Here is an 18,691-nt window from a genome sequence, read left to right on the forward strand (position 1 = left end):
CCATTTTGTTTTGGTTTAGGTTGCATGTGCGCCTTTAAATTAGTGGAAAAATTGGTTGATTAAAACCCTTTTCAACGCTCTTTAAATCGTATTTAAACCCGTTTTAAGGGGCGTTTATAAAGTGTTTTATAACAGGAGAAACAATGAAAAAAGCGATCTTTATTTTAACCGCACTTTGTACCGTTGCCGGTTGTGATAAAACAACTACACAAGCTGCTATCAAAGAAGTCTGTATTAGTGGCGTTGTGTATTTGGTTTACACAGATTACAGCCAAGGCGGCATTACGCCAAAAATTAATGCGGATTTCTACCCCCACACCTGCAATAACGGTGACATCCCAAACTAGGAGAAACGTATGCACAAAAATATCAACCAGCTTGAACGCTTTAAATATTACAGCGAACTGGCGGCAAAAAGTGAACGCCAAGGTGATTATTCTACTGCTAAAACCCATTGGCAAGTTGCCGGAATGAATGCGCCTAATCTTGCCAACAATGAATGGTGTAAACATCGTGCTGTATTTTGCGAACGTGTCGTCAAAAAGCCGTTTTAAGGAGGAAAAATGAAGAAATATATCGCACGTCTTTATTGTTTAGTCGAAGCAGTCGTTGAGGCTGAAAGCAACGAGCAAGTGTTAGAAAAGTGTGATTTAAACACTTTTAATATAAACAATTTACCACACAAGATTGTTGAAATTGATGATGTAGTTGAGGTGGAGGAAGTATGACAAAAACAGATGTCGCCCAGCAAATTGTCGATATTCAGACTTTATTGGAAATCGCCAAAGATAATGTGTTGGAAGAGAAAAATGATGATGCGTTGAAATTATTGCATCAGGCAAGTCGGGAGATGAAAACAGTGGCGTGGAAAGTCGCACCAAGATTAGGAGAGTAAAAATGAAACAAAAAATCAAACAAATCTTAGCTAAGTTACCAACTCAACAGATTGAAAGAGCGATGAGTTGGATAATCAAAGGGGTTGATATTAGCGTCAAACTTGTCTTTGTTGGCGATGCATTATTCATTCTTGGTGGGCTATGTAATTTATACGATTTAAATGAAAGAACTGCCGTAGTTGCGGGATTGATATACGTTATGTTTTGGTTATTACGACTTGAAATTGTCCTCACCAAACTGGAAAGCCGAAACTGTGTTCAAATAACCCACACCCGTAAAAAAGAGGATGGTGAGATTGTGAAAAACGAATGGATCGCAAAACTTTGGGATAGATAGAGCCTATTTACAGCCTATTGGCGACAGTAGGCTGAATAATAGATTTTAATCAACCTACCGAGAGGAAAAAATATGGAATATCGCTATTTTAAATGCCCATTAAATGTTGACCCCATTAGTACCCTTGAAAAACAGTGGATAGAAGATCGGGGAAAACGTGATGACTTATTAACGAAAATGTTTGCTGAAATCCCTTTTTATGAACATTGGCGTGGCAGTGAAGAATGGTGTATGGGAATTGTTTGCCGTAAAGATAACCCTGAATTTTTGAAAATTAAATCTGAAAAACATTACAAAATAGAAGATTTTAGAGATGAACAAGTCTTCATTCGAGGAAATAACCGCTACAAATTAGGTAAAGCCTTCAATGAGAAACTTAATCAAATTGAACAAGTATTAAAGCAATATCCATCATTTAACCGATTTATGCTTAAAAAACTCAAATTAAGCTGTTGGGTTTATACGTCAAATTGTAGCTACGGTTCGTCTTGTGGTGTGGCAAGTAAACATTTTATTGTGCAAATTCCAAGTAAAAAAGGTGAATGGGGAGGTGATAAATTCCCCGAAATTCCTGATTATTTAATTGAGATTAAAGAAAGTGAATTTTTGGCGTTACAGGGGAAATAAAAATGGAAAAAGTAACAATAAGCAAAGTTGAAGATGACCCCGGCTATTGGATGATGTTTATAGGTTACTTTGATGGTGAGTGGTGGTGTGATAAAGATTAAGGTACGCAAGGAGGATTAAAAATGAGTGAAAACAATGGTTGGATTAAGTGTTCGGAGAGATTGCCGGAAAAATACACCGGTTTTAGTCTTGTGGAGCAATCTAAACTTGTGTTGGTTTATGGCAGACAGCTTAAAAACGACCCATTACACATATTTTCAGCAAAATTATATGGGGATGATTATTGGCTTAGCCCATTTGGGAAATGTGATCTCGTGACACATTGGCAACCAATCCCTGAAAAACCAATAGACTAAAACCCATTTACAGCCCATTTTGCCACCTAAAGTGGGCTGAATAATGTGTTTTAAACAAAGGAAAACTTATGTATTACACCAAACCCAAATTAATTCAGCTGATCCACATTGCCAAAAGCCAGTTTGGAATGGATGAATTAACCTACCGCACAATGCTTGAAAATTTAACCGGTAAACGAAGTACCAAAGCAATGAAAATAGCAGAATTAATGAATGTGCTAGTATCATTTGAAATGAAAGGCTTTAATAAGAATACATCCAAACGCTATTATTCTCCGGCAACAGCCAAAGCAAAAGTCAAAAGCCATATTGCCCACAAAATCCGTGCGATTTGGATTGAAATGGCAAAACAAGGTTTAGTGCGTGATCGTTCTGAAACAGCTCTTAATGCGTGGGTGCGTGGCGTAGCCAACCCGATTTTAGTACGCCAAAATAAACCGCTTGCACTAAATGTTTCAGCATTAGACGACAAAATGGCAAGCCTCGTATTGGAACGATTGAAAAAATGGCAAGCACGTGGGGAAAAATAAAAATTTGGTAAGCTAAAATAAACTTTTTGAACCGCCTAAAAGGCGGTTTTTCTATTATAAATCATTGTGTTACGTAATTTTCTCATGTTCTTGTCTGAAAAAATTTCACAATAAGCGGTTCAAAGTTGATAGAATTTTCATCAGTAGTGATCAAATCCCCAATTGAGGTGTTTATGTTGAACGAAAAAGTAGAAATATTTAACGAAAAAGCGCCTGAAATTTTAGCCGATTTAGCCAAACATTCCGAAGTCAAAATCAAGCAACATATTGCCGGCATTGACCCGTTCCTCGCACAACAAATCAGCATAGAAATTGCTGGGAAAATCGCTGAAAGTTGGGGCGGTGAGGTGATTTATATCCCACGCAATTTAATCTTGCTATTGAGCGAACGTGACCGCAAAATTTTTAACGAGTTTAACGGCTCAAATCAGCGTGAACTCGCCCGAAAATATAACTGCTCTATGCAGTGGATTTATCAAATTGTGAAGCGTGTCACAAAAGAAGAAATCGCCAGACGCCAATTTGATATGTTTGGTAATGCATAACCGCTAGAAGTGAGAAAAAACGTCCGAAAGGGCGTTTTTTTATAAGTAAAATGAATAATTTAAGAGTATGATAGGTAGGATTATTCAATCAATAAGGAAAAGATTATGAAAAAATTACTACTTATTTTGTTATCTGCATTTGCCATTACTGCTTGCGGTGGGGAAGATAAGGAAGCAGAAAATCAACCTGGAAAAACAACAGTGATTAGAACAAAGGCAGACTTTGCTAGTTCAATTAATGATGGTGTCGAGTATGATGTTAGTTCAACTGGCGTGCTAACTTTTGCCAAAGCTAAAGATATGTTCGCTGATTTTAATGATTACCGAGTAGAACAAAATGAGCTAGCTTTTATTAGTGAAGATCCATTATCTATCCGTATCTCTAAAGTTTCCTATACTCCGGATGATATGTATAAAGAATATAACGAAATGGCATTTATTTATGCGGTGTATAAGACCTTTGCACATACTCCAGTCAACCAAATTACAGTTGAAGCCTATCCAATTTATGAAGATTTGAAAACGAATAAGCAAAAAGTATTCAAGAACCTAACTATTAAAGCTACGATAACAAGAGAAAAAGCGCTAGAAGTATTAAAAAAACATTCGTCTGCTAAATCATTTGATGATCTTGTTCAGCTTGAAGAAAATAATCAATATAGAGAAATAGGTGTCAATGGTTCCGATCTTTGGGATAAATTTATTTATAGCGATAAAGAGCGTCCAAACATTATTGCTGACCTCATTAAAGGGTAAACACAGTTATGACGAAACCTACTTTGTGGTAAGAAGAAAAGCAAACATTAACACTCTTTAAACCAGTTTAAAATCTATTCCCACAAGTATTAAGTAAACTCTGGTTATCAAGTAATCCTGAATAACCGGAGTTTTTTTATGCCTTATCCTATCCACAAAATCGTCATCCACTGTTCCGCCACACAAAACGGTAAACCATTACGCACTGCCACCCAAACCGCCACGCAACGCATTGATGAATGGCACAAACAACGTGGTTTTAAACGTAATCCCACTTTGACGAAACAATTCAATTCGCATTTAAAACATATCGGCTATCACTTCATTATTGACACAGATGGCACGGTGGAAACCGGTCGCCGTGAAGGGGAAACCGGTGCGCACGTAAAAGGACATAATCTAAACAGTCTTGGCATCTGTTTGGTGGGCGGTATCACCAAAGACAAACGCAACCACGGAGAATATACCACCGAGCAATGGCTTGCCTTGCATAAATTATTGCGCCAGCTTGAAGCCAAATATCCCAGTGCTCGCATTTGTGGACATCGTGATCTAAGTCCTGATCGTAATGGCGACGGCACAATCACACCGAATGAATGGATGAAAGATTGTCCGTGCTTTGATGTGTGGAGCTGGTTGGATGCCGAGCAAATTATCAATGTTGATCACCTCTTTAAGGAGTAAGCAATGAGTGCCTCAATGCGTTTTCCAAACTATAAACACCAATGGAAGCGAGGTTGCCGAATGAGCAACAACGCCAAGCGAAACAAAGCAATCAATCACGGGCGCACAGTCGCGCAATGGTTTTACTTAAAATGGAGTTATTAACAATGAAACGAGAAATTCGCGGTATTACCCTTTTTTCAGTGGTGTGGGAGATTTTTATTTTTGGTGGGTTTATCTATGCCAATGAATTCGGTATTAGCAATCTGATAAAAGCCTATGAATGGTTCTTCTACTTTATGAGTACGCTTTGGGTATTGTGGTTTTTTCTATGCAATTCAAAAAAACCAACATTTCAATATACCAAAGCCAAACTTTATTGGGAGTTTGTAACAAGTACCCTGCTTGGGATTATGTTGGCATATTATGGTTATTTTGTTTGTGCAACAACCCTGACCTTCTTTGGTTACGCCAATGCCGGACTGAATTATTTTGAGGAAAAAGAAAATGGCAAAACTGACTGAACTGATTACTAACGATAACGGCAGACTTAGCACCACCGCTTTTATCCAATTTTTCGGCGCATTATTAATGGCGGCAATTTTGGCTTATTGCGTGTATTTAGACCGCCCTTACGCCCCTGAAATGTTTATGACCTTTGCCATTTTCTGTGCCGGCGGTGCCGCAACCAAAGGCTTTGCCAATGCGCTCGGGAGGGATAAAGGATGATAACTTATCTTTATCTCAGTGTGATTTTCGGGCTTGCCGTTTTATTGGGTTGGTCTCGTTTTCGGGTGAAACATTTAACAAACCGGCTTGAGAAAACACAGGAAAAACTGACCGCACTTGAAGCCGAAAAGGCAGTCGCTGAAACCCAAGTTAAACATTTTGAAGTGAGAAAGAAAAATGAAGAAAACACTCGTGGCTCTCGCCGTGATGATGTCATTGAACGCCTGCACCGGTCGGGCGATCTCCGTGATTAATCCCTCTTGCGCAGGTTTTAGTGTGATTAAAGCCAGCCGCCAAGATACCACCGAAACCTTGCGTCAAGTAGCGGTGCATAATGCCACTTATCGGGAGATTTGCACAAAAAATGAATGAAATTGATCCAAAACGTTTAGTCCGGGCATTAATAAAATCATCTGCACTTCGGCATAGTGAACCGACCAGAATCACTCACTGCGTAGATTGTGGTCGTGCTATATCAAAAGCTCGTCGTTGGCGGTCAGATTGTCAGCGTTGTGGTCGTTGTCATCGAAGTTATGTAAGAAAACAAGCGAAACGGGAGTTTAAGTATGCTTGAAATCTTTGAATTTATCCAAAAACACTGGGTGATTGTTGCCGCCATTGCCGGCTCAGTGTGGACGTATTTTTGGCTGACGATGGACAGTAAATATGCCAAAAAATCCGATGTTGCCGCCTTGGTTGAAAGTATCAAAGGCAATGACAAGCGTTTAACCGGTGTTGAAACCCGCTTAGAAAATCTCCCTACCTCGGAAGATTTAGCCAAAATTCAAATTCTGATGACAGAAATTAAAGGCGAAACCCGCTCCACCCATACTCAAGTGCAGGCGATTAGTCATCAGGTCGCCCTATTGTTGGAAGCCAAAGTATTAAATAAGGAATAGCGATGCAAAATATTTTTCATCAAGACCAACGGTTGGTGATTTTACGCTCCCTTGTGGATGCCGGTTACGATGCCAACGAGTCCATCTTAGACGATTGCCTCGCCCTTTATGGGCATAAAATCAGCCGTGATTTAGTGCGTAATCATTTGAACTGGCTTGAAGAGCAAGGGTTAGTGCGGATTGAACGGTTAAACAACGGTTTTATGATTGCGACCATCACCCAGCGGGGCTTAGATGTTGCCAACGGTGAAGCCATTGTTGAGGGTGTCAAACGCCCAAGACCGAAAATTTAAATCATATTTAAAGGAGATTTAAATGACGGATAAAACCACCCGAGGACGAGCCAGTAAAGTGGATTTATTGCCACCGAACATCAAAACCCAACTGGCGATGATGTTGCGTGATAAGCAATTTTCACAGGCGCAAATTTTAGAAGAAATTAACGATTTAATTCGGGATTGCGGCTTGCCGGAAGAAATGCAACTGAGCAAAACAGGGTTAAATCGTTATGCCAGCCGAATGGAAAAAATTGGTTCACGTATTCGCCAATCCCGAGAAATTGCCGAAGTGTGGACAAAACAATTTGGTGAAATGCCACAAAGTGATTTGGGTAAAAGTTTAATGGAAATGGTGAAACAAATTGCCTTTGAAACCTCATTAAAACTGGGGGAACAAGACGGCGGTATTGAACCTAAAGATCTTGCCTTACTGTCCTCTGCCATTCAGCGATTGGAGCAAGCAGAGAGTTTAAGTTTTAAACGTGAGCAAGCTATTCGCCAAGAAACCATTAAACGGGCTGCAGAAGCCGTGGAAGAGGCCGGCAAACAGCAAGGTGTGGGCTTTGAGGATGTACAGAAAATGGTGAAAGCAGTCTATGGCATCGAATAACACCGTTTTATACGATTATCAAAAACGCTGGCTACAAGATGACAGTCGTTTCAAGGTGGCAATGTTTAGCCGTCAATCAGGCAAAACGTTCACGACCACCTTTGAAATTGTGTTGGACTGTTTGGCGGCAGAGGCTAAAGGCGAACGCACCCGTTGGGTGATTTTATCCCGTGGAGAAAGACAGGCAAAAGAAGCCATTAATGAAGGGGTAAAACGTCATCTTGAAGCCATTGGTGTGGTGTGTGAAATTGCAGAAGTCCCCTTTAGCCCGACCATTAACGCTCTTGAAGTGATTTTCCCTAACGGCTCAAAAATCACCGCCTTACCTGCCAACCCTGACACCGCACGGGGCTTTTCAGCAAATGTGTTCTTAGATGAATTTGCTTTCCATCAAAACAGCCGTGAAATCTGGAAAGCGCTGTTCCCCGTGATTTCCGCAAACTGGAAGTTACGCGTGGTCTCTACACCAAATGGTAAAGGCAACAAATTTTATGAATTAATGACCGATTTGGACAACACCGAATGGTCACGTCATACCGTAGATATTTACCAAGCGGTGGCAGACGGTTTACCGCGTAATATTGAACAGCTCCGCAGAGGGTTGAACGATGAAGACGCGTGGGCGCAAGAGTTTGAACTTAAATGGTTAGACGAAGCCAGTAGCTGGCTTTCTTATGATTTGATTGATGCCGTTGAACACGAACAAGCAGGCAAGCCCGAACTGTATCAAGGCGGTTCGTGTTTTGTGGGAATGGATATTGCCGCGCGTAACGACTTAACCGTGATTTGGGTGATTGAATTAGTGGGGGATGTGTATTGGACACGTGAAATCGTAGAACTCAAACGTGTGCCACTGCGTGAGCAACTGGCAGAATTAAACCGTGTAATGAAACAATATCACGTGGTTGCCGGCAATCTAGACCAAACCGGAATGGGTGAGAAAATGGTGGAAGATGCTCAAGCGGAACACGGCAAACGCATCGCCGGCACGTTATTTAATCTTTCCACCAAACTCAAAATGGCAACCATTGGCAAAACGGCATTTGAAGACCGCAAAATCCGCATACCGCAAGGCAACGGCAATTTGCGGGAAGATTTGCACAAGTTGAAAAAAGTCACCGGAGCAAACGGTACGCCACGCTTTACCGCAGAAAGTGATAGTAACGGTCACGCCGACCGTACTTGGGCGTGTTTTCTTGCCTTAACTGCGGCAACGGAAGCCGTGATGCAACCCGTTATAGCACACAGTCGCCGCCCACGGGCAAGCCGCAAAATGACAGAAGGATATTAATCAATGACACCGAAAAAACAAGATTTAATCAAGGTGATTGCAAGCCGTGCCACTGCTATTGACTATTGGTCGTTTATGCACTATCTGCCGAACCCTGACCCGGTTTTAAAGAAAATGGGCAAAGATATTTCCGTTTATCGCGAAATTTTATCCGACAGTCACGTGGGCGGTTGTGTACGCCGTAGAAAGGCGGCGATTAAAGGCTTAGAGTGGCGACTTACCCCAACAGGAAACGAAAAAACAGACGAGATTTTGACCGCACTTTTCGACCGTTTGCCAATAAGCCAAATCATTAACCAAATTTTAGATGCCACGCTGTTTGGCTATCAAGCTCTTGAAGTAATGTGGGAAAACCAAAACGGCTTACTCTTGCCGGTTGCGATTGTCGGCAAACCGCAAGAATGGTTCGTCTTCGATGAAGAAAACCGCCTAATGTTGCGCACCAAGGACAACTACCATGGCGATCTTGTGCCGGAAATGAAATTCTTACTTGCTACCCAACAAGCGGACTATATGAACCCTTACGGGCGTGCCGACCTTGCGATGTGCTTTTGGGCAGCCACCTTCAAAAAAGGCGGTTTTAAATTCTGGCTTGAATTTATGGAAAAATACGGCAGTCCGTGGCTGGTCGGTAAACACCCAAGAGAGGCACAGGTTCACGAAATTGATGACTTACTGGATAGTCTTGAAAAAATGCTGGGAACGGCGGTTGCGGCTATTCCCGGTGATAGTTCCGTTGAAATGCTGGAAAGTGCCAGTAAAGGCGCAAGCTCTCAAGTGTTTGATGATTTTCTGCGTTATTGTAAATCTGAAATTGCTATTGCTTTACTCGGACAAAATCAAACCACGGAAGCCGAAGCCAACCGCGCCTCTGCCACCGCAGGCTTAGAAGTCACCCGTGATATTCGTGATGATGACGCAAGTCTTGTAGAGGGCGTATTTAATCAGCTTTTGGCGTGGATTTGTGAATTAAATTTCAACCCTGACATTCTGCCGACCTTTGAACTCTTTGAACAAGAAAGCATTGATAAACTCCAAGCGGAACGGGACAAACTGCTCACCGAAATTGGCGTGAGCTTTACCGAGCAATATATCAACCGCACCTATGGTTTTGAAGAGGGTGATATTGTGATGCAGACAGAAAAAAGTGCGGTCAAAAATACCGCTGAATTTGCCGAGCCTATTCCAAAATCCGTGGTTGAGACTATCGGCGAACAGTTAGAAGTGGGAGGTGAAGCCCACGTTGACCATTGGCTGCAAGCTATTCGCGACCAACTTGGGCAAGCGGAAAGTTTGGAAGATTTTCACCACCAACTCGACAGCCTTATTCCTGAACTCAGTTTTGCCGAATATGGCGAATTGCTAGCGTGGGGATCAATGGCAGCACATTTTGCCGGACGACAATCAGTGGAAGACGAACGCCATGGATAAATTCACGTTTGAACAACAGGTGCGATATTTTGAGAAAAAACTCAATTTACCGACCAACAGCTATCTTGACGTATTGGGTGAGGAACACGACTACTTTTTTATGGTCGCCGGGGCAAACCGCAACGAGGTATTGCTTGCCTTTCGTGAAGCGGTGGATGATGCCATTGCACGAGGCGAAACCTTGGAAGGCTTTCGTCAACGTTTTGATGACATTGTGGCGCGCACAGGTTGGGATTATAAAGGCGGTCGAAACTGGCGCACCCGAATTATTTACGACACCAACGTCTATGCCGCTTATAACCGCGGACGCTTGCAACAGCATTTAGATTTGGCGGATGTAATGCCCTACTGGGAATATCACCACCACGACAACGCCCACCCTCGTCAGGAACACATTGATTTAGACGGCACGATTTTACCGGCAACCGATCCGTTTTGGCGTTATTACTACCCGATAAAAGCCTATGGTTGCCATTGTACCGTCACCGCTCACGATGAAGACGATTTGAAAGAAATGGGCAGAACCGTCAGCCCCTCACCTGATATTGAATGGGTTGATAAAACCGTGGGTATCCGCTCCGGCAATCCCCGCACCGTGCACGTGCCAAAAGGCTATGATGTCGGCTTTGCCCCGCATAATTTTGAACGTTTAACCGCCGGACGAAATGCGGATGTGGATCAACTGTTGTTTAATAAATTTGTCTCGTCTGAACCTAAGTTAGCGAGTTTACTCATTGATAACGTATTACAAAATCCACGTGCTTTAATGATGTTAAACGGGGCGATGAAGTCAATGGTCGAAACAGTAGCAAGTGAAAAAATCGCCCGTGGACAGATGAAAAATGTGGGCGTGATTCCGGCAAAAGTGATTGATAAATTAACCGTACTTGAGAAAGCCCCACAATCGGCGGTGATTGCCGTGCGTGATGATGACGTTTTGCACGCTCTTCGTGATAGCAAACAAGCCAAAGGCATTAATTTACCCGTTGCGTTTTGGGAACAACTACCGGAAAAGTTAAGAAATCCAACCGCTATTTTATTGGAAACCCAACAAAAGCAACCGACTTTGTTGTTTATCTACGAAACCGAGCAAGGCAAAGTAGCAATCAAAATGGATTATGAGGTCAAAATCAAAGATGAATTGAGCAAGAAAAAACTCACCTACAAAGTGAATTTGGTGAGAACGGCAAGCATATTTACAGATAAATCAGGAATGTACAAATATGAGGTGTTATGGGGGAAATTATAGCGGTAGTTTGCCTGATTCGAACAGGATAATGAGCCTTTGACAGCACAACCTTTCCAGTAGGAAACCCCCACCGCAGGAAATACTATACGCCCAACTTATTTTTTTATCAATAGGAGATATTATGCAAAATCTAGCGGGTTTATTTGAAGCCACACGAAAAATTCAAGAAAGAGAAAAACAAGCTCCAAGCCAAAATACCAAAATAATGTTAGCAAAGACATTAGAAAATCTTGATTCGGAACTTGATGATAAGGATTACTTTTATTTATCACTCTTTGCCGAAGCATTGATTGAATCTAAAAAATTAAGCAAGGCTAATGATTTCCCTTTTGAACATTTGGGATTATTTGCCCATTCTCTTAGAGAATGCTCATCAAGTGTTTCGTGACGTGAGAGTTTTTCAAAAGCCCATTCGCTTAATACGATATTGAGTGTTGCTCGTTCGCCGTCTTTTTTAAAGCGTTCAAGTAGTGCTAATTGCTTTTCATTCATTGTTAAATACCTTTTAAAGCGTGGCAACATTACCACGCTTTTATTCTACGAGATCAAGGTTATGATTAAAATTACCCTCAACGACACCCAAGCCGCCCAACAACTGAACGGCATTGCACGCCAACTCAAGCACCCACGAAAACTTTATGGCGTGTTGGGTGAAACGTTAAAAAAATTACACAAAAAGCGGTTTGATGAGGAAGTCGATCCACAGGGTAAAAAATGGCAGCCGCTGTCGCCAATCACTCAACAAATTAAAGGCGATAATCGGATTTTAAAACAAGACGGTTATCTCTCACAGAAAACTGCCTATAACTACGATGACAACCATTTAGAATTCGGTTCGGATGCCAAGTATGCAAGATTGCATCAGTTCGGTGGCACGATAACCCCGAAAAAAGCCAAGCGGTTAAAATTTGGTAAAAGCAAGGTATTTGCCAAAAAAGCGGTGATACCGGCGCGACCTTGGTTGGGATTATCTCGTTCTGATGAGCAAAAACTATTGAAAAAAGCCACCGCACTGTTGCAACGCCAAATTGACCAAAATTTATAACCTTACCTAATTTTCAAAAATAAGCCTAAAAACGCCCACTGTGGCGTTTTATTTTAACGTTAAGCAATTTATCATCTCAAAAAATTTAAACACGCAGAATGCGATTTAAACGCCATTTAAATCAATTCTAAATATGACAGAACACTCTCTTATTTTTAGCGAAAAATCCCCCGGTTGTAATCTTTAAACCCCTTTAAAATCAAATTTCACTCCCTTCCTCTATGCTATCCCCATCAACGAAAGGATAGCTTATGCAACTGATTGAAATTTTCAAAGCCGGCAAACGTGCTGATGCCAACGGCAACGTGGTTGATATTACCGTTGCCGATTTACAACAAGCCGTCAATGCCTACAACGTGGCCTACCACGAATCCCCTGCGGTGATTGGACACCCGAAACACAACGCCCCTGCCTATGGCTGGGTGAAACGCCTTGAATTAGACGGTGAGGTATTAAAAGCCGAATTCGACCAAATCGACCCCGAATTTGCGGAAATGGTTGAAAAAGGACGGTTTAAAAAGATTTCTTCCTCTTTTTACCTTGCCGACAGTCCGAACAACCCTTGCCCGGGAAACCTCTATTTACGCCACGTGGGCTTTTTAGGGGCAATGCCCCCTGCGGTGAAAGGCTTGCGTAACCCTGAATTTGCCGACAACGAACAGGGTGTCGTGGATTTTTCAGACTGGACGGAAGCGACATTGTGGAGCCGTATGCGTGATTTCTTTATTGAAAAATTCGGTTTGGACGAAACCGATAAAGTGTTGCCGGCTTGGCAAGTGCAAAGTCTACACGAAGAAGCGGTGCGGGAAAGTGTCACCGAAATTAACTCGGCGCACTTACCCCATTTTAATGAACCGACACCGCCCCCAACCCCAACTTCAGATGAGAACCTAAACCAAGGAGAGATTGAGATGACCCCTGAAGAAATTGAGCAGCTTAAAGCTGAAAACGAACAGTTAAAAACGGAAAAAGCCGAAGCGGAAGCCGCCAAAGCCCAAGCCGAACTGAATCAAGCGAAAGCCGATAATGCGGACTTTGCCGAAAGTTTGGTGGCTGCCGGCAAACTTGCACCGGTAGCAAAACAGCAAGCCATTGATTTGTTGAACTATGGTTCAACCACCGCTCAAGGCGGCGTAGTTGAATTTGGTGAAGGCGAAAACCTCCATTCCAAAATTAAAGCGTTTTTGGAAGCTCAACCGAAAATTATCGAATTTGCTGAAGTGGCAACTAAAGATAAGGTCGCCCTACCTGAAGACAGCACGGTGGACTATGCCGAAGGGACAAACCCGGCAAGCATTGAAGCCGACCAAAAAATTCGGGCGTACGCCAAAGAACACAATGTGAGCTACACCGCCGCATTTAACGCAATCTACAACTAAGAAGGACAATTTATGCCAGCACATAATCTTCAAGCACTCCGCGTGCAAGACCCGGTTTTAACCAACCTTGCTCAAGGCTATCACAACCTTGAATTAATCTGTGAAACCTTAATGCCGGTTGTCGAAATCGACAAAGAAGCAGGCAAAATCCCGAAATTTGGTCGCCTAGCTTTCCGCCTGCCAAGCACAGTGCGTAACTTACGCGGTAGTTCAAATCGCCTAGACCCGGAAGACATCACCGCCATTGATGTAGCACTGGAAGAACACGATGTGGAATATGCCATTGACTATCGCGAAGAAAATGAAGCGATTTTCAGCCTTCGTCAATTTGCGTTGAACACCACCCAAGATGTGATTGCACTGGGGCGCGAAAAAGAAGTGGCCACGCTTGCCCTTGACGAAAGTCGATATGAAGCTGGGAACAAAGTCACCCTAAGCGGCACTTCTAAAATTACCGATAAATCTGCTGATATTTTCGGGATGTTCGACACCGGTATTCGTGCGGTAAAACGTGCTATCGGTCGCAAACCCAATGTCTGCGTCATTGCCGGTGATGTGTGGGCAGCGTTAAAAGAGCACCCAATGGTCATTGAAAAACTGAAATATTCCCAAGTCGCCATTATCACGCCGGAAGTGTTTGCCAAATTGATTGGTATTGAAACCGTCAAAATCGGTGAAGCAGTGTATGAAGAAAACAACCAACTCAAAGACATCTGGAGCGATGCCATTGTACTTGCTTATGTTGCGCCACGTTCCGCCGAGCGTAAAGGTACGGTTTATGAGCCATCTTACGGTTACACCGTTCGCCGCAATAAAGGTTTATTTGTAGATACCTACAAAGAAAACGGCGGCAAAATCGAAGTCATTCGCACCACCGATATTCACAAAGCACATTTAGTAGGGGCATCAGCCGGCTACTTAATCAAAGGCTGCCTTTAAGCTGAATTTAAGCCGCATTTAAACGCGTTTTAAGTGCGGTCATTTTGAAACGCATTTTCACCGGGAGAAACCCTATGAATAAAACCAAACTTTATGCCGTGATTAGTGCAATGGCAATTTTACACAACGGCAAACGCTATGAGAAAGGCGACAAAATTGAACTGACCGCCGAAGAAGCCGAAAAAATCTCGCTTTATGTGCAATTAGATGAAGACGAGGAAAAGCGTAAACAGGCGGAAGCCGAAGCGGAAAAAGCCCGTTTGATTGCCGAAGAACAGGCGCACAAAGCTGCAGAAGAACAAGCCCGTCTTGAGGCAGAGGAGAAAGCCAAAGCTGAGGCAGAAGCAAAAGCAGAAGAAAAAGCCCGTAAAGAAGCGGAAAAAGCCGCTAAAGCACGAAAAGAAGCAGGTGAAGCCTAATGTACATTTCGGCACAAGATTTAACGGAAGTGATGAGTGAAAATGCGCTTGTTTCATTATCAAACGACACCTCCCGCGCACAGGAAGCCGACCAAGCGGTACTCACTAAAGCCTGTGAATATGCCACTGAAACGGTAGATGGCTACTTACGGTCGCGTTATGTGTTGCCGTTAAATCAAGTGCCAACGATTGTACGCAATATCTGTTTGCAACTGGCTCGCTACTGGCTGTATTCACGCCGACCGGATGGCAGAGGCTTTCCGGATAACGTGAAAGACACCCACGCACAGGCATTGAAAGACTTAGAGCGAATTCAACATGGCAAATTGCATCTTGGCTTAACCGAACTGGGTGCGGGAGAGGATGACGCCTTACCTTCCGCTCTTAAATTCAAAGCCCGTGCGCCGGAGAGACTGGATTTATCAGGGTATTAAGATGAGTGCCACGCGACCGATTTTAGAAAGCATTCGTAAACGAATTGAAGATGAAACGAACCGGTTCAGCATCGAATTATTTCCCGATGATTTGGAACATTACAATCTCACCGATGAATTTGGTGCGGTGTTAGTGCAGTACGCAGGTTCAAGGTTTGAAAGCCTTGATAGCACGGACATTATCCAGCAACGTCGCAAAGTCTTAGTCGCTTTAACCGTGATTGCCCGCAGTCAGCACGATGACACCGGCGCACTGGACATGCTCGACCAACTGCGCCTTATCGTGGTGGGGTTTAAGCCTGAAAATTGCACGGCTTGTCATTTAATAAGCGAAGAATTTGCCGGCGAAGACCGAGGGCTTTGGCAATACCAACTGATTATTCAAACGGAAACGTGGCAGGTGGAAGACCGCAAGCCACAAAATTTACCCAAATTTACCACCGCACTTTATCGCCGTGCGGACAATTCTAAACCCAATCAACCTTAGGAGATAACTATGGCTTTTCATCACGGAACAGAAACAAAGCGTGAAAACGGCGGTTCTGTCGCTGTAAGTACCGTCGATGGCGCAATTATCGGTATCGTCGGCACCGCCCCGCAAGGTGCAGTAAATGAATTAACCGTCTGTCAAACCAAAAAGGACTTTGCCCAATTTGGCGTGATTTTAAATCAAGGCTTTACTCTGCCTGATGCCTTTGACATTTTGGCGCGTTATGCGGCAGGTAAAGTGTATGTGGTTAATGTGCTTGACCCGACACGTCATCGCACCACCATCACCGATGAAGTTCTAACACAAGATCGCAATACCTTAATGGCAAGCACGGCAAAAACAGGCTTAATTAGCGTGACGAGCCTCAAATCGGGTGAAACGGTGTTACGTGAAGGAACGGATTATTCCGTCAACCTACAAACGGGGGAATTGACGCTAAAAACCACGAAAGCGAACTTAAAAGTCAGTTATATTTATGCCGACCCAACCAAAGTTACGGAAGCTGACATTAAAGGCGGCATTGATACCGTTACCGGCAAACGTAAAGGCTTTGAATTGTTGCGTGATGGTTTCAACTTATACGGTGCTGACGCGAAAATTCTGATTTGCCCTGAATTTGATAAAACCGCAAGTTGTGCAGCCGCACTATCCACACTTGCTGACCAACTGCATGCTAAAGCCTATATTCAACTCCCGAAAGGAACAAGCCTGTCTAAAGCCATTCAGGGGCGTGGACCGATGGGTACAATCAATGCGTCTGCGAGTAACGAAAATGTTCGACATTTTTATCCTTATGCCATTGGTTCAAGTAAGCAGTTGGAAAGTTTAGCCACTCACGCAGCAGGCTTACGAATGAAAGTGGACGTAGAACATGGTTACTGGTTTAGCTCCTCTAATCGTGAATTAGCGGGTGTGATTGGTATGGAAGTACCACTGACTGCGCGTGTTGATGATAAGCAATCAGAAACAAATCAGCTCAACGCCGTGGGTATTACGACGATTTTCAACAGTTTCGGTACGGGTTTTCGTCTGTGGGGCAACCGTTCATCCAACTTTCCAACGGTCACCCACATCAGCAACTTTGAAGTGGCGTCACGCACGGGTGATATTATTGATGAATCTATTCGGCAAGCTGAATTGCAGTTTATTGATAAACCGATTGATGATGCCTTAATTGACAGCTTCGTTGACACTATCGACACCTTCATGCGTTCGCAAAAATCCCTTGTGGGTTATAGTGTAGGTCTTGATTATGATGAAGATTTAGTGAATGAATTTAGTCAAGGGCATATTCCGTTGGTCTATGAGTACACACCAAAAATACCGGGCGAACGTGTAACTAACCGTTCTGTGATGACCCGTAAATACTTAGTGAACTTGGTGTCACAACGATAGGAGTAATAAACGATGAGTATATCTATTAACCAAATTGTGAATGCCAATGTCTATATCAACGGCAATTCACTCCTCGGCAAAGCAAAAGAGTTTAAATTGCCTGACCTTGAGTTTGAATTTATTGAACACAAAGGCTTAGGGCTGCACGGTACAATTAAACTGCCGACCGGTTTAAATGCCATGGAAGGAGAAGTGATTTGGGACAGCTTTTATCCCGAAGTGCGGGTGGAAGCCTACAACCCATACAAAAACGTGCAACTAATGGCACGTTCCGAGTTGCAGGTATTCGATGCCCGAGGGCTTGCCGCGCAAGAACCGCTGGTCACTATTATGAATGTGGCATTTAATAAAACCACCGGCGGAAGCCTGAAAAACAAGGAAGCCACGGAACATTCCGACACCTTCCAAATTTATTCAGTTAAGCAAATGCTCGCCGGCAAAGAAATTTTGTTTGTGGACGTGTTTGCCAACATCTACCGTGTCAACGGGCAGGATGTATTGCAAAAATTCCGCACCAACATCGGGCAATAATTCTTTAAATTAGTTTAAAAGCAGTTAAACCGCTATTTAAGTAAACTCCTTTGTGAAAGTTAAACAACAACCTCACAAAGGAGTTTTTTATGTCAGATGTTATCGTTGCCCTTGAATTTCCTATCCAAGATGGTGAAGGAAAAACTATTACTGAACTGACTATTCGCCGTCCAAAAGTCAAAGATATTCGCAAAATGCAAGGCAGTACGGATATTGAACAAAGTATTAGTTTGATTTCTATCGCCACAGGCCTTGTGCCGGAAGATGTGGATGAATTGGATATTGCCGACTTCAAGCGGGTTTCCGAGGTGGTAGAAAAAATGCAAAAGGGAAAGTTGAAATAACACAACTTGATGCGGCACTTGCAGACTTAGCCTTTTGGTTCGGCTTTTCCTATTCCGATTTGGAAGAAATGACATTAGATGACGTGGAACGGTGGTTGACTCAAGCCCGGCGGCAGATCAAAGCCAACTATACCAAAGCCGCTATTTAAGCGGCTTTGTTGTTATTGTTTAAGGCAGATGGCTTTTTGAGACTTTCTTTCTTCGATACGTTTCACAATAAATCCTAACGCCATCAGAAAAATAACGGCACCTGTTGTTTTAGGAAAAAAGTAAAACGCGAAACCAATAGCTGTGATGATAAGTACAATAGCGGTGATCTCACCTAATTTTTCTGCTTGAACTTCTGAAAGCGATATATCTAATGCACTGATGATTGCACTTAAAAGGAACAAGCCCCCAATAATACAAGTTGTGATCGGGTAATAGTAATAGGCAATGCCTCCACCGATAACTAACACAAGGAAACCGATAATGACACCGATTATGCCAAAAACCTCATCAATAAGTTTTACTAACAT

The 18,691-nt window shown here is 42.9% G+C and carries 33 protein-coding genes; 32 read left to right on the forward strand and 1 reads right to left on the reverse strand.

Translation table 11 applies throughout. From position 1 onward, the window contains the following. The first annotated feature begins 143 nt into the window (after positions 1-143). The 32 genes from E4T92_RS08735 to E4T92_RS11335 all read left to right on the forward strand — a co-directional run bounded on the left by E4T92_RS08735 (position 144) and on the right by E4T92_RS11335 (position 18,322). Entirely contained in the window at positions 144-347 is a 204-nt protein-coding gene (locus E4T92_RS08735; RefSeq protein ID WP_135094299.1) for a hypothetical protein, read from the forward strand. Positions 348-356: 9 nt separating this feature from the next. Further along, a complete protein-coding gene (locus tag E4T92_RS08740; protein WP_135094300.1) occupies positions 357-554 on the forward strand; it encodes an ANR family transcriptional regulator in 198 nt (65 codons plus the stop codon). Between the two features lie 9 nt (positions 555-563). Next, positions 564-728, forward strand: coding sequence for a hypothetical protein (locus E4T92_RS11090; RefSeq protein ID WP_167754039.1), 165 nt, complete (start codon positions 564-566; stop codon positions 726-728). Next, complete coding sequence (locus E4T92_RS08745; protein ID WP_135094301.1) at positions 725-895, forward strand: FMN-dependent NADH-azoreductase; 171 nt, start codon at positions 725-727, stop codon at positions 893-895. The genes E4T92_RS11090 and E4T92_RS08745 overlap by 4 nt, the downstream gene beginning before the upstream one ends. Positions 896-897: 2 nt before the next feature. Beyond that, positions 898-1,233, forward strand: a complete 336-nt coding sequence (locus tag E4T92_RS08750; RefSeq protein WP_135094302.1) for a hypothetical protein — start codon at positions 898-900, stop codon at positions 1,231-1,233. Between the two features lie 72 nt (positions 1,234-1,305). Then, positions 1,306-1,860 carry a DUF5420 family protein gene (locus E4T92_RS08755; protein ID WP_135094303.1) on the forward strand — a complete coding sequence of 185 codons (555 nt, stop codon included), beginning with the start codon at positions 1,306-1,308 and terminating at the stop codon, positions 1,858-1,860. Positions 1,861-1,982: 122 nt separating this feature from the next. Further along, a complete protein-coding gene (locus E4T92_RS08760; protein ID WP_135094304.1) occupies positions 1,983-2,216 on the forward strand; it encodes a DUF551 domain-containing protein in 234 nt (77 codons plus the stop codon). A 68-nt stretch (positions 2,217-2,284) separates the two neighbouring features. Next, entirely contained in the window at positions 2,285-2,746 is a 462-nt protein-coding gene (locus E4T92_RS08765; RefSeq protein ID WP_135094305.1) for a regulatory protein GemA, read from the forward strand. A gap of 173 nt (positions 2,747-2,919) precedes the next feature. Further along, positions 2,920-3,291: a Mor transcription activator family protein gene (locus E4T92_RS08770; protein WP_167754040.1), complete on the forward strand. Its 372-nt coding sequence runs from the start codon at positions 2,920-2,922 to the stop codon at positions 3,289-3,291. A gap of 105 nt (positions 3,292-3,396) precedes the next feature. Next, on the forward strand, positions 3,397-4,047 hold the full coding sequence (locus tag E4T92_RS08775) for a hypothetical protein (protein ID WP_135094306.1): 651 nt from the start codon (positions 3,397-3,399) through the stop codon (positions 4,045-4,047). A gap of 138 nt (positions 4,048-4,185) precedes the next feature. Beyond that, the gene (locus tag E4T92_RS08780) at positions 4,186-4,731 is read left to right on the forward strand and encodes an N-acetylmuramoyl-L-alanine amidase (RefSeq protein WP_135094307.1); all 546 of its coding nucleotides are present in this window, start codon (positions 4,186-4,188) and stop codon (positions 4,729-4,731) included. Between the two features lie 41 nt (positions 4,732-4,772). After that, positions 4,773-5,234, forward strand: coding sequence for a hypothetical protein (locus E4T92_RS08785; protein WP_228063589.1), 462 nt, complete (start codon positions 4,773-4,775; stop codon positions 5,232-5,234). Continuing rightward, positions 5,218-5,439 carry a DUF2644 domain-containing protein gene (locus tag E4T92_RS08790; RefSeq protein WP_135094309.1) on the forward strand — a complete coding sequence of 74 codons (222 nt, stop codon included), beginning with the start codon at positions 5,218-5,220 and terminating at the stop codon, positions 5,437-5,439. The genes E4T92_RS08785 and E4T92_RS08790 overlap by 17 nt, the downstream gene beginning before the upstream one ends. Then, complete coding sequence (locus E4T92_RS08795) at positions 5,436-5,693, forward strand: DUF2681 domain-containing protein (protein ID WP_135094310.1); 258 nt, start codon at positions 5,436-5,438, stop codon at positions 5,691-5,693. Before E4T92_RS08790 ends, E4T92_RS08795 begins: the two co-directional genes overlap by 4 nt. Before the next feature lie 110 nt (positions 5,694-5,803). Continuing rightward, positions 5,804-6,013 carry a hypothetical protein gene (locus E4T92_RS08800; RefSeq protein ID WP_135094311.1) on the forward strand — a complete coding sequence of 70 codons (210 nt, stop codon included), beginning with the start codon at positions 5,804-5,806 and terminating at the stop codon, positions 6,011-6,013. Continuing rightward, positions 6,006-6,338, forward strand: a complete 333-nt coding sequence (locus E4T92_RS08805; protein WP_135094312.1) for a DUF2730 domain-containing protein — start codon at positions 6,006-6,008, stop codon at positions 6,336-6,338. Before E4T92_RS08800 ends, E4T92_RS08805 begins: the two co-directional genes overlap by 8 nt. 2 nt (positions 6,339-6,340) lie before the next feature. After that, on the forward strand, positions 6,341-6,631 hold the full coding sequence (locus E4T92_RS08810) for a winged-helix domain-containing protein (RefSeq protein WP_135094313.1): 291 nt from the start codon (positions 6,341-6,343) through the stop codon (positions 6,629-6,631). A 22-nt stretch (positions 6,632-6,653) separates the two neighbouring features. Continuing rightward, positions 6,654-7,226, forward strand: a complete 573-nt coding sequence (locus tag E4T92_RS08815) for a DUF3486 family protein (RefSeq protein WP_135094314.1) — start codon at positions 6,654-6,656, stop codon at positions 7,224-7,226. Then, complete coding sequence (locus E4T92_RS08820) at positions 7,213-8,517, forward strand: terminase family protein (protein WP_135094315.1); 1,305 nt, start codon at positions 7,213-7,215, stop codon at positions 8,515-8,517. Before E4T92_RS08815 ends, E4T92_RS08820 begins: the two co-directional genes overlap by 14 nt. Positions 8,518-8,520: 3 nt before the next feature. After that, positions 8,521-9,948, forward strand: coding sequence for a DUF935 family protein (locus E4T92_RS08825; protein ID WP_135094316.1), 1,428 nt, complete (start codon positions 8,521-8,523; stop codon positions 9,946-9,948). Then, on the forward strand, positions 9,941-11,197 hold the full coding sequence (locus E4T92_RS08830; protein ID WP_135094317.1) for a phage minor head protein: 1,257 nt from the start codon (positions 9,941-9,943) through the stop codon (positions 11,195-11,197). The genes E4T92_RS08825 and E4T92_RS08830 overlap by 8 nt, the downstream gene beginning before the upstream one ends. Before the next feature lie 121 nt (positions 11,198-11,318). Then, positions 11,319-11,585 (forward strand): hypothetical protein, encoded by a 267-nt coding sequence (locus E4T92_RS08835; protein ID WP_135094318.1) that lies wholly within the window; start codon positions 11,319-11,321, stop codon positions 11,583-11,585. A 165-nt stretch (positions 11,586-11,750) separates the two neighbouring features. Continuing rightward, on the forward strand, positions 11,751-12,242 hold the full coding sequence (locus tag E4T92_RS08840; protein WP_135094319.1) for a phage virion morphogenesis protein: 492 nt from the start codon (positions 11,751-11,753) through the stop codon (positions 12,240-12,242). A gap of 251 nt (positions 12,243-12,493) precedes the next feature. Next, a complete protein-coding gene (locus E4T92_RS08845; RefSeq protein WP_135094320.1) occupies positions 12,494-13,621 on the forward strand; it encodes a peptidase in 1,128 nt (375 codons plus the stop codon). Positions 13,622-13,633: 12 nt separating this feature from the next. Then, entirely contained in the window at positions 13,634-14,560 is a 927-nt protein-coding gene (locus E4T92_RS08850) for an inorganic pyrophosphatase (RefSeq protein WP_135094321.1), read from the forward strand. A gap of 74 nt (positions 14,561-14,634) precedes the next feature. Then, positions 14,635-14,979, forward strand: coding sequence for a hypothetical protein (locus E4T92_RS08855; protein ID WP_135094322.1), 345 nt, complete (start codon positions 14,635-14,637; stop codon positions 14,977-14,979). Beyond that, complete coding sequence (locus E4T92_RS08860; RefSeq protein ID WP_135094323.1) at positions 14,979-15,413, forward strand: DUF1320 domain-containing protein; 435 nt, start codon at positions 14,979-14,981, stop codon at positions 15,411-15,413. Before E4T92_RS08855 ends, E4T92_RS08860 begins: the two co-directional genes overlap by 1 nt. A gap of 1 nt (position 15,414) precedes the next feature. Next, complete coding sequence (locus tag E4T92_RS08865) at positions 15,415-15,900, forward strand: Gp37 family protein (protein ID WP_135094324.1); 486 nt, start codon at positions 15,415-15,417, stop codon at positions 15,898-15,900. 9 nt (positions 15,901-15,909) lie between these two features. After that, entirely contained in the window at positions 15,910-17,298 is a 1,389-nt protein-coding gene (locus tag E4T92_RS08870; protein ID WP_135094325.1) for a phage tail sheath subtilisin-like domain-containing protein, read from the forward strand. Positions 17,299-17,310: 12 nt separating this feature from the next. Continuing rightward, entirely contained in the window at positions 17,311-17,829 is a 519-nt protein-coding gene (locus tag E4T92_RS08875; protein WP_135094326.1) for a phage major tail tube protein, read from the forward strand. A gap of 89 nt (positions 17,830-17,918) precedes the next feature. Further along, complete coding sequence (locus E4T92_RS08880; protein ID WP_135094327.1) at positions 17,919-18,173, forward strand: phage tail assembly protein; 255 nt, start codon at positions 17,919-17,921, stop codon at positions 18,171-18,173. Next, complete coding sequence (locus E4T92_RS11335; RefSeq protein WP_135094337.1) at positions 18,170-18,322, forward strand: GpE family phage tail protein; 153 nt, start codon at positions 18,170-18,172, stop codon at positions 18,320-18,322. Before E4T92_RS08880 ends, E4T92_RS11335 begins: the two co-directional genes overlap by 4 nt. 12 nt (positions 18,323-18,334) lie before the next feature. Here E4T92_RS11335 and E4T92_RS08890 read toward each other — a convergent pair whose 3' ends face one another. Then, the gene (locus E4T92_RS08890) at positions 18,335-18,691 is read right to left on the reverse strand and encodes a hypothetical protein (protein WP_135094328.1); all 357 of its coding nucleotides are present in this window, start codon (positions 18,689-18,691) and stop codon (positions 18,335-18,337) included.

It is taken from the genome of Pasteurella sp. WM03, from assembly GCF_004570945.1.
Taxonomy (GTDB): Bacteria; Pseudomonadota; Gammaproteobacteria; order Enterobacterales; family Pasteurellaceae; genus Rodentibacter.

Bases quoted from the DNA above. Each gene is read 5' to 3' on its own strand.
- E4T92_RS08815 (WP_135094314.1), top strand. From the start codon at position 6,654: ATGACGGATAAAACCACCCGAGGACGAGCCAGTAAAGTGGATTTATTG.
- E4T92_RS08890 (WP_135094328.1), bottom strand. From the start codon at position 18,691: ATGTTAGTAAAACTTATTGATGAGGTTTTTGGCATAATCGGTGTCATT.
- E4T92_RS08750 (WP_135094302.1), top strand. From the start codon at position 898: ATGAAACAAAAAATCAAACAAATCTTAGCTAAGTTACCAACTCAACAG.
- E4T92_RS08755 (WP_135094303.1), top strand. From the start codon at position 1,306: ATGGAATATCGCTATTTTAAATGCCCATTAAATGTTGACCCCATTAGT.
- E4T92_RS08845 (WP_135094320.1), top strand. From the start codon at position 12,494: ATGCAACTGATTGAAATTTTCAAAGCCGGCAAACGTGCTGATGCCAAC.
- E4T92_RS08875 (WP_135094326.1), top strand. From the start codon at position 17,311: ATGAGTATATCTATTAACCAAATTGTGAATGCCAATGTCTATATCAAC.
- E4T92_RS08830 (WP_135094317.1), top strand. From the start codon at position 9,941: ATGGATAAATTCACGTTTGAACAACAGGTGCGATATTTTGAGAAAAAA.
- E4T92_RS08785 (WP_228063589.1), top strand. From the start codon at position 4,773: ATGGAAGCGAGGTTGCCGAATGAGCAACAACGCCAAGCGAAACAAAGC.
- E4T92_RS08855 (WP_135094322.1), top strand. From the start codon at position 14,635: ATGAATAAAACCAAACTTTATGCCGTGATTAGTGCAATGGCAATTTTA.
- E4T92_RS11090 (WP_167754039.1), top strand. From the start codon at position 564: ATGAAGAAATATATCGCACGTCTTTATTGTTTAGTCGAAGCAGTCGTT.
- E4T92_RS08790 (WP_135094309.1), top strand. From the start codon at position 5,218: ATGGCAAAACTGACTGAACTGATTACTAACGATAACGGCAGACTTAGC.
- E4T92_RS08770 (WP_167754040.1), top strand. From the start codon at position 2,920: ATGTTGAACGAAAAAGTAGAAATATTTAACGAAAAAGCGCCTGAAATT.
- E4T92_RS08865 (WP_135094324.1), top strand. From the start codon at position 15,415: ATGAGTGCCACGCGACCGATTTTAGAAAGCATTCGTAAACGAATTGAA.
- E4T92_RS08800 (WP_135094311.1), top strand. From the start codon at position 5,804: ATGAATGAAATTGATCCAAAACGTTTAGTCCGGGCATTAATAAAATCA.
- E4T92_RS08775 (WP_135094306.1), top strand. From the start codon at position 3,397: ATGAAAAAATTACTACTTATTTTGTTATCTGCATTTGCCATTACTGCT.
- E4T92_RS08740 (WP_135094300.1), top strand. From the start codon at position 357: ATGCACAAAAATATCAACCAGCTTGAACGCTTTAAATATTACAGCGAA.
- E4T92_RS08765 (WP_135094305.1), top strand. From the start codon at position 2,285: ATGTATTACACCAAACCCAAATTAATTCAGCTGATCCACATTGCCAAA.
- E4T92_RS08860 (WP_135094323.1), top strand. From the start codon at position 14,979: ATGTACATTTCGGCACAAGATTTAACGGAAGTGATGAGTGAAAATGCG.
- E4T92_RS08825 (WP_135094316.1), top strand. From the start codon at position 8,521: ATGACACCGAAAAAACAAGATTTAATCAAGGTGATTGCAAGCCGTGCC.
- E4T92_RS08795 (WP_135094310.1), top strand. From the start codon at position 5,436: ATGATAACTTATCTTTATCTCAGTGTGATTTTCGGGCTTGCCGTTTTA.
- E4T92_RS08805 (WP_135094312.1), top strand. From the start codon at position 6,006: ATGCTTGAAATCTTTGAATTTATCCAAAAACACTGGGTGATTGTTGCC.
- E4T92_RS08820 (WP_135094315.1), top strand. From the start codon at position 7,213: ATGGCATCGAATAACACCGTTTTATACGATTATCAAAAACGCTGGCTA.
- E4T92_RS08870 (WP_135094325.1), top strand. From the start codon at position 15,910: ATGGCTTTTCATCACGGAACAGAAACAAAGCGTGAAAACGGCGGTTCT.
- E4T92_RS08760 (WP_135094304.1), top strand. From the start codon at position 1,983: ATGAGTGAAAACAATGGTTGGATTAAGTGTTCGGAGAGATTGCCGGAA.
- E4T92_RS08835 (WP_135094318.1), top strand. From the start codon at position 11,319: ATGCAAAATCTAGCGGGTTTATTTGAAGCCACACGAAAAATTCAAGAA.
- E4T92_RS08745 (WP_135094301.1), top strand. From the start codon at position 725: ATGACAAAAACAGATGTCGCCCAGCAAATTGTCGATATTCAGACTTTA.
- E4T92_RS08780 (WP_135094307.1), top strand. From the start codon at position 4,186: ATGCCTTATCCTATCCACAAAATCGTCATCCACTGTTCCGCCACACAA.
- E4T92_RS08880 (WP_135094327.1), top strand. From the start codon at position 17,919: ATGTCAGATGTTATCGTTGCCCTTGAATTTCCTATCCAAGATGGTGAA.
- E4T92_RS08840 (WP_135094319.1), top strand. From the start codon at position 11,751: ATGATTAAAATTACCCTCAACGACACCCAAGCCGCCCAACAACTGAAC.
- E4T92_RS08850 (WP_135094321.1), top strand. From the start codon at position 13,634: ATGCCAGCACATAATCTTCAAGCACTCCGCGTGCAAGACCCGGTTTTA.
- E4T92_RS08810 (WP_135094313.1), top strand. From the start codon at position 6,341: ATGCAAAATATTTTTCATCAAGACCAACGGTTGGTGATTTTACGCTCC.
- E4T92_RS08735 (WP_135094299.1), top strand. From the start codon at position 144: ATGAAAAAAGCGATCTTTATTTTAACCGCACTTTGTACCGTTGCCGGT.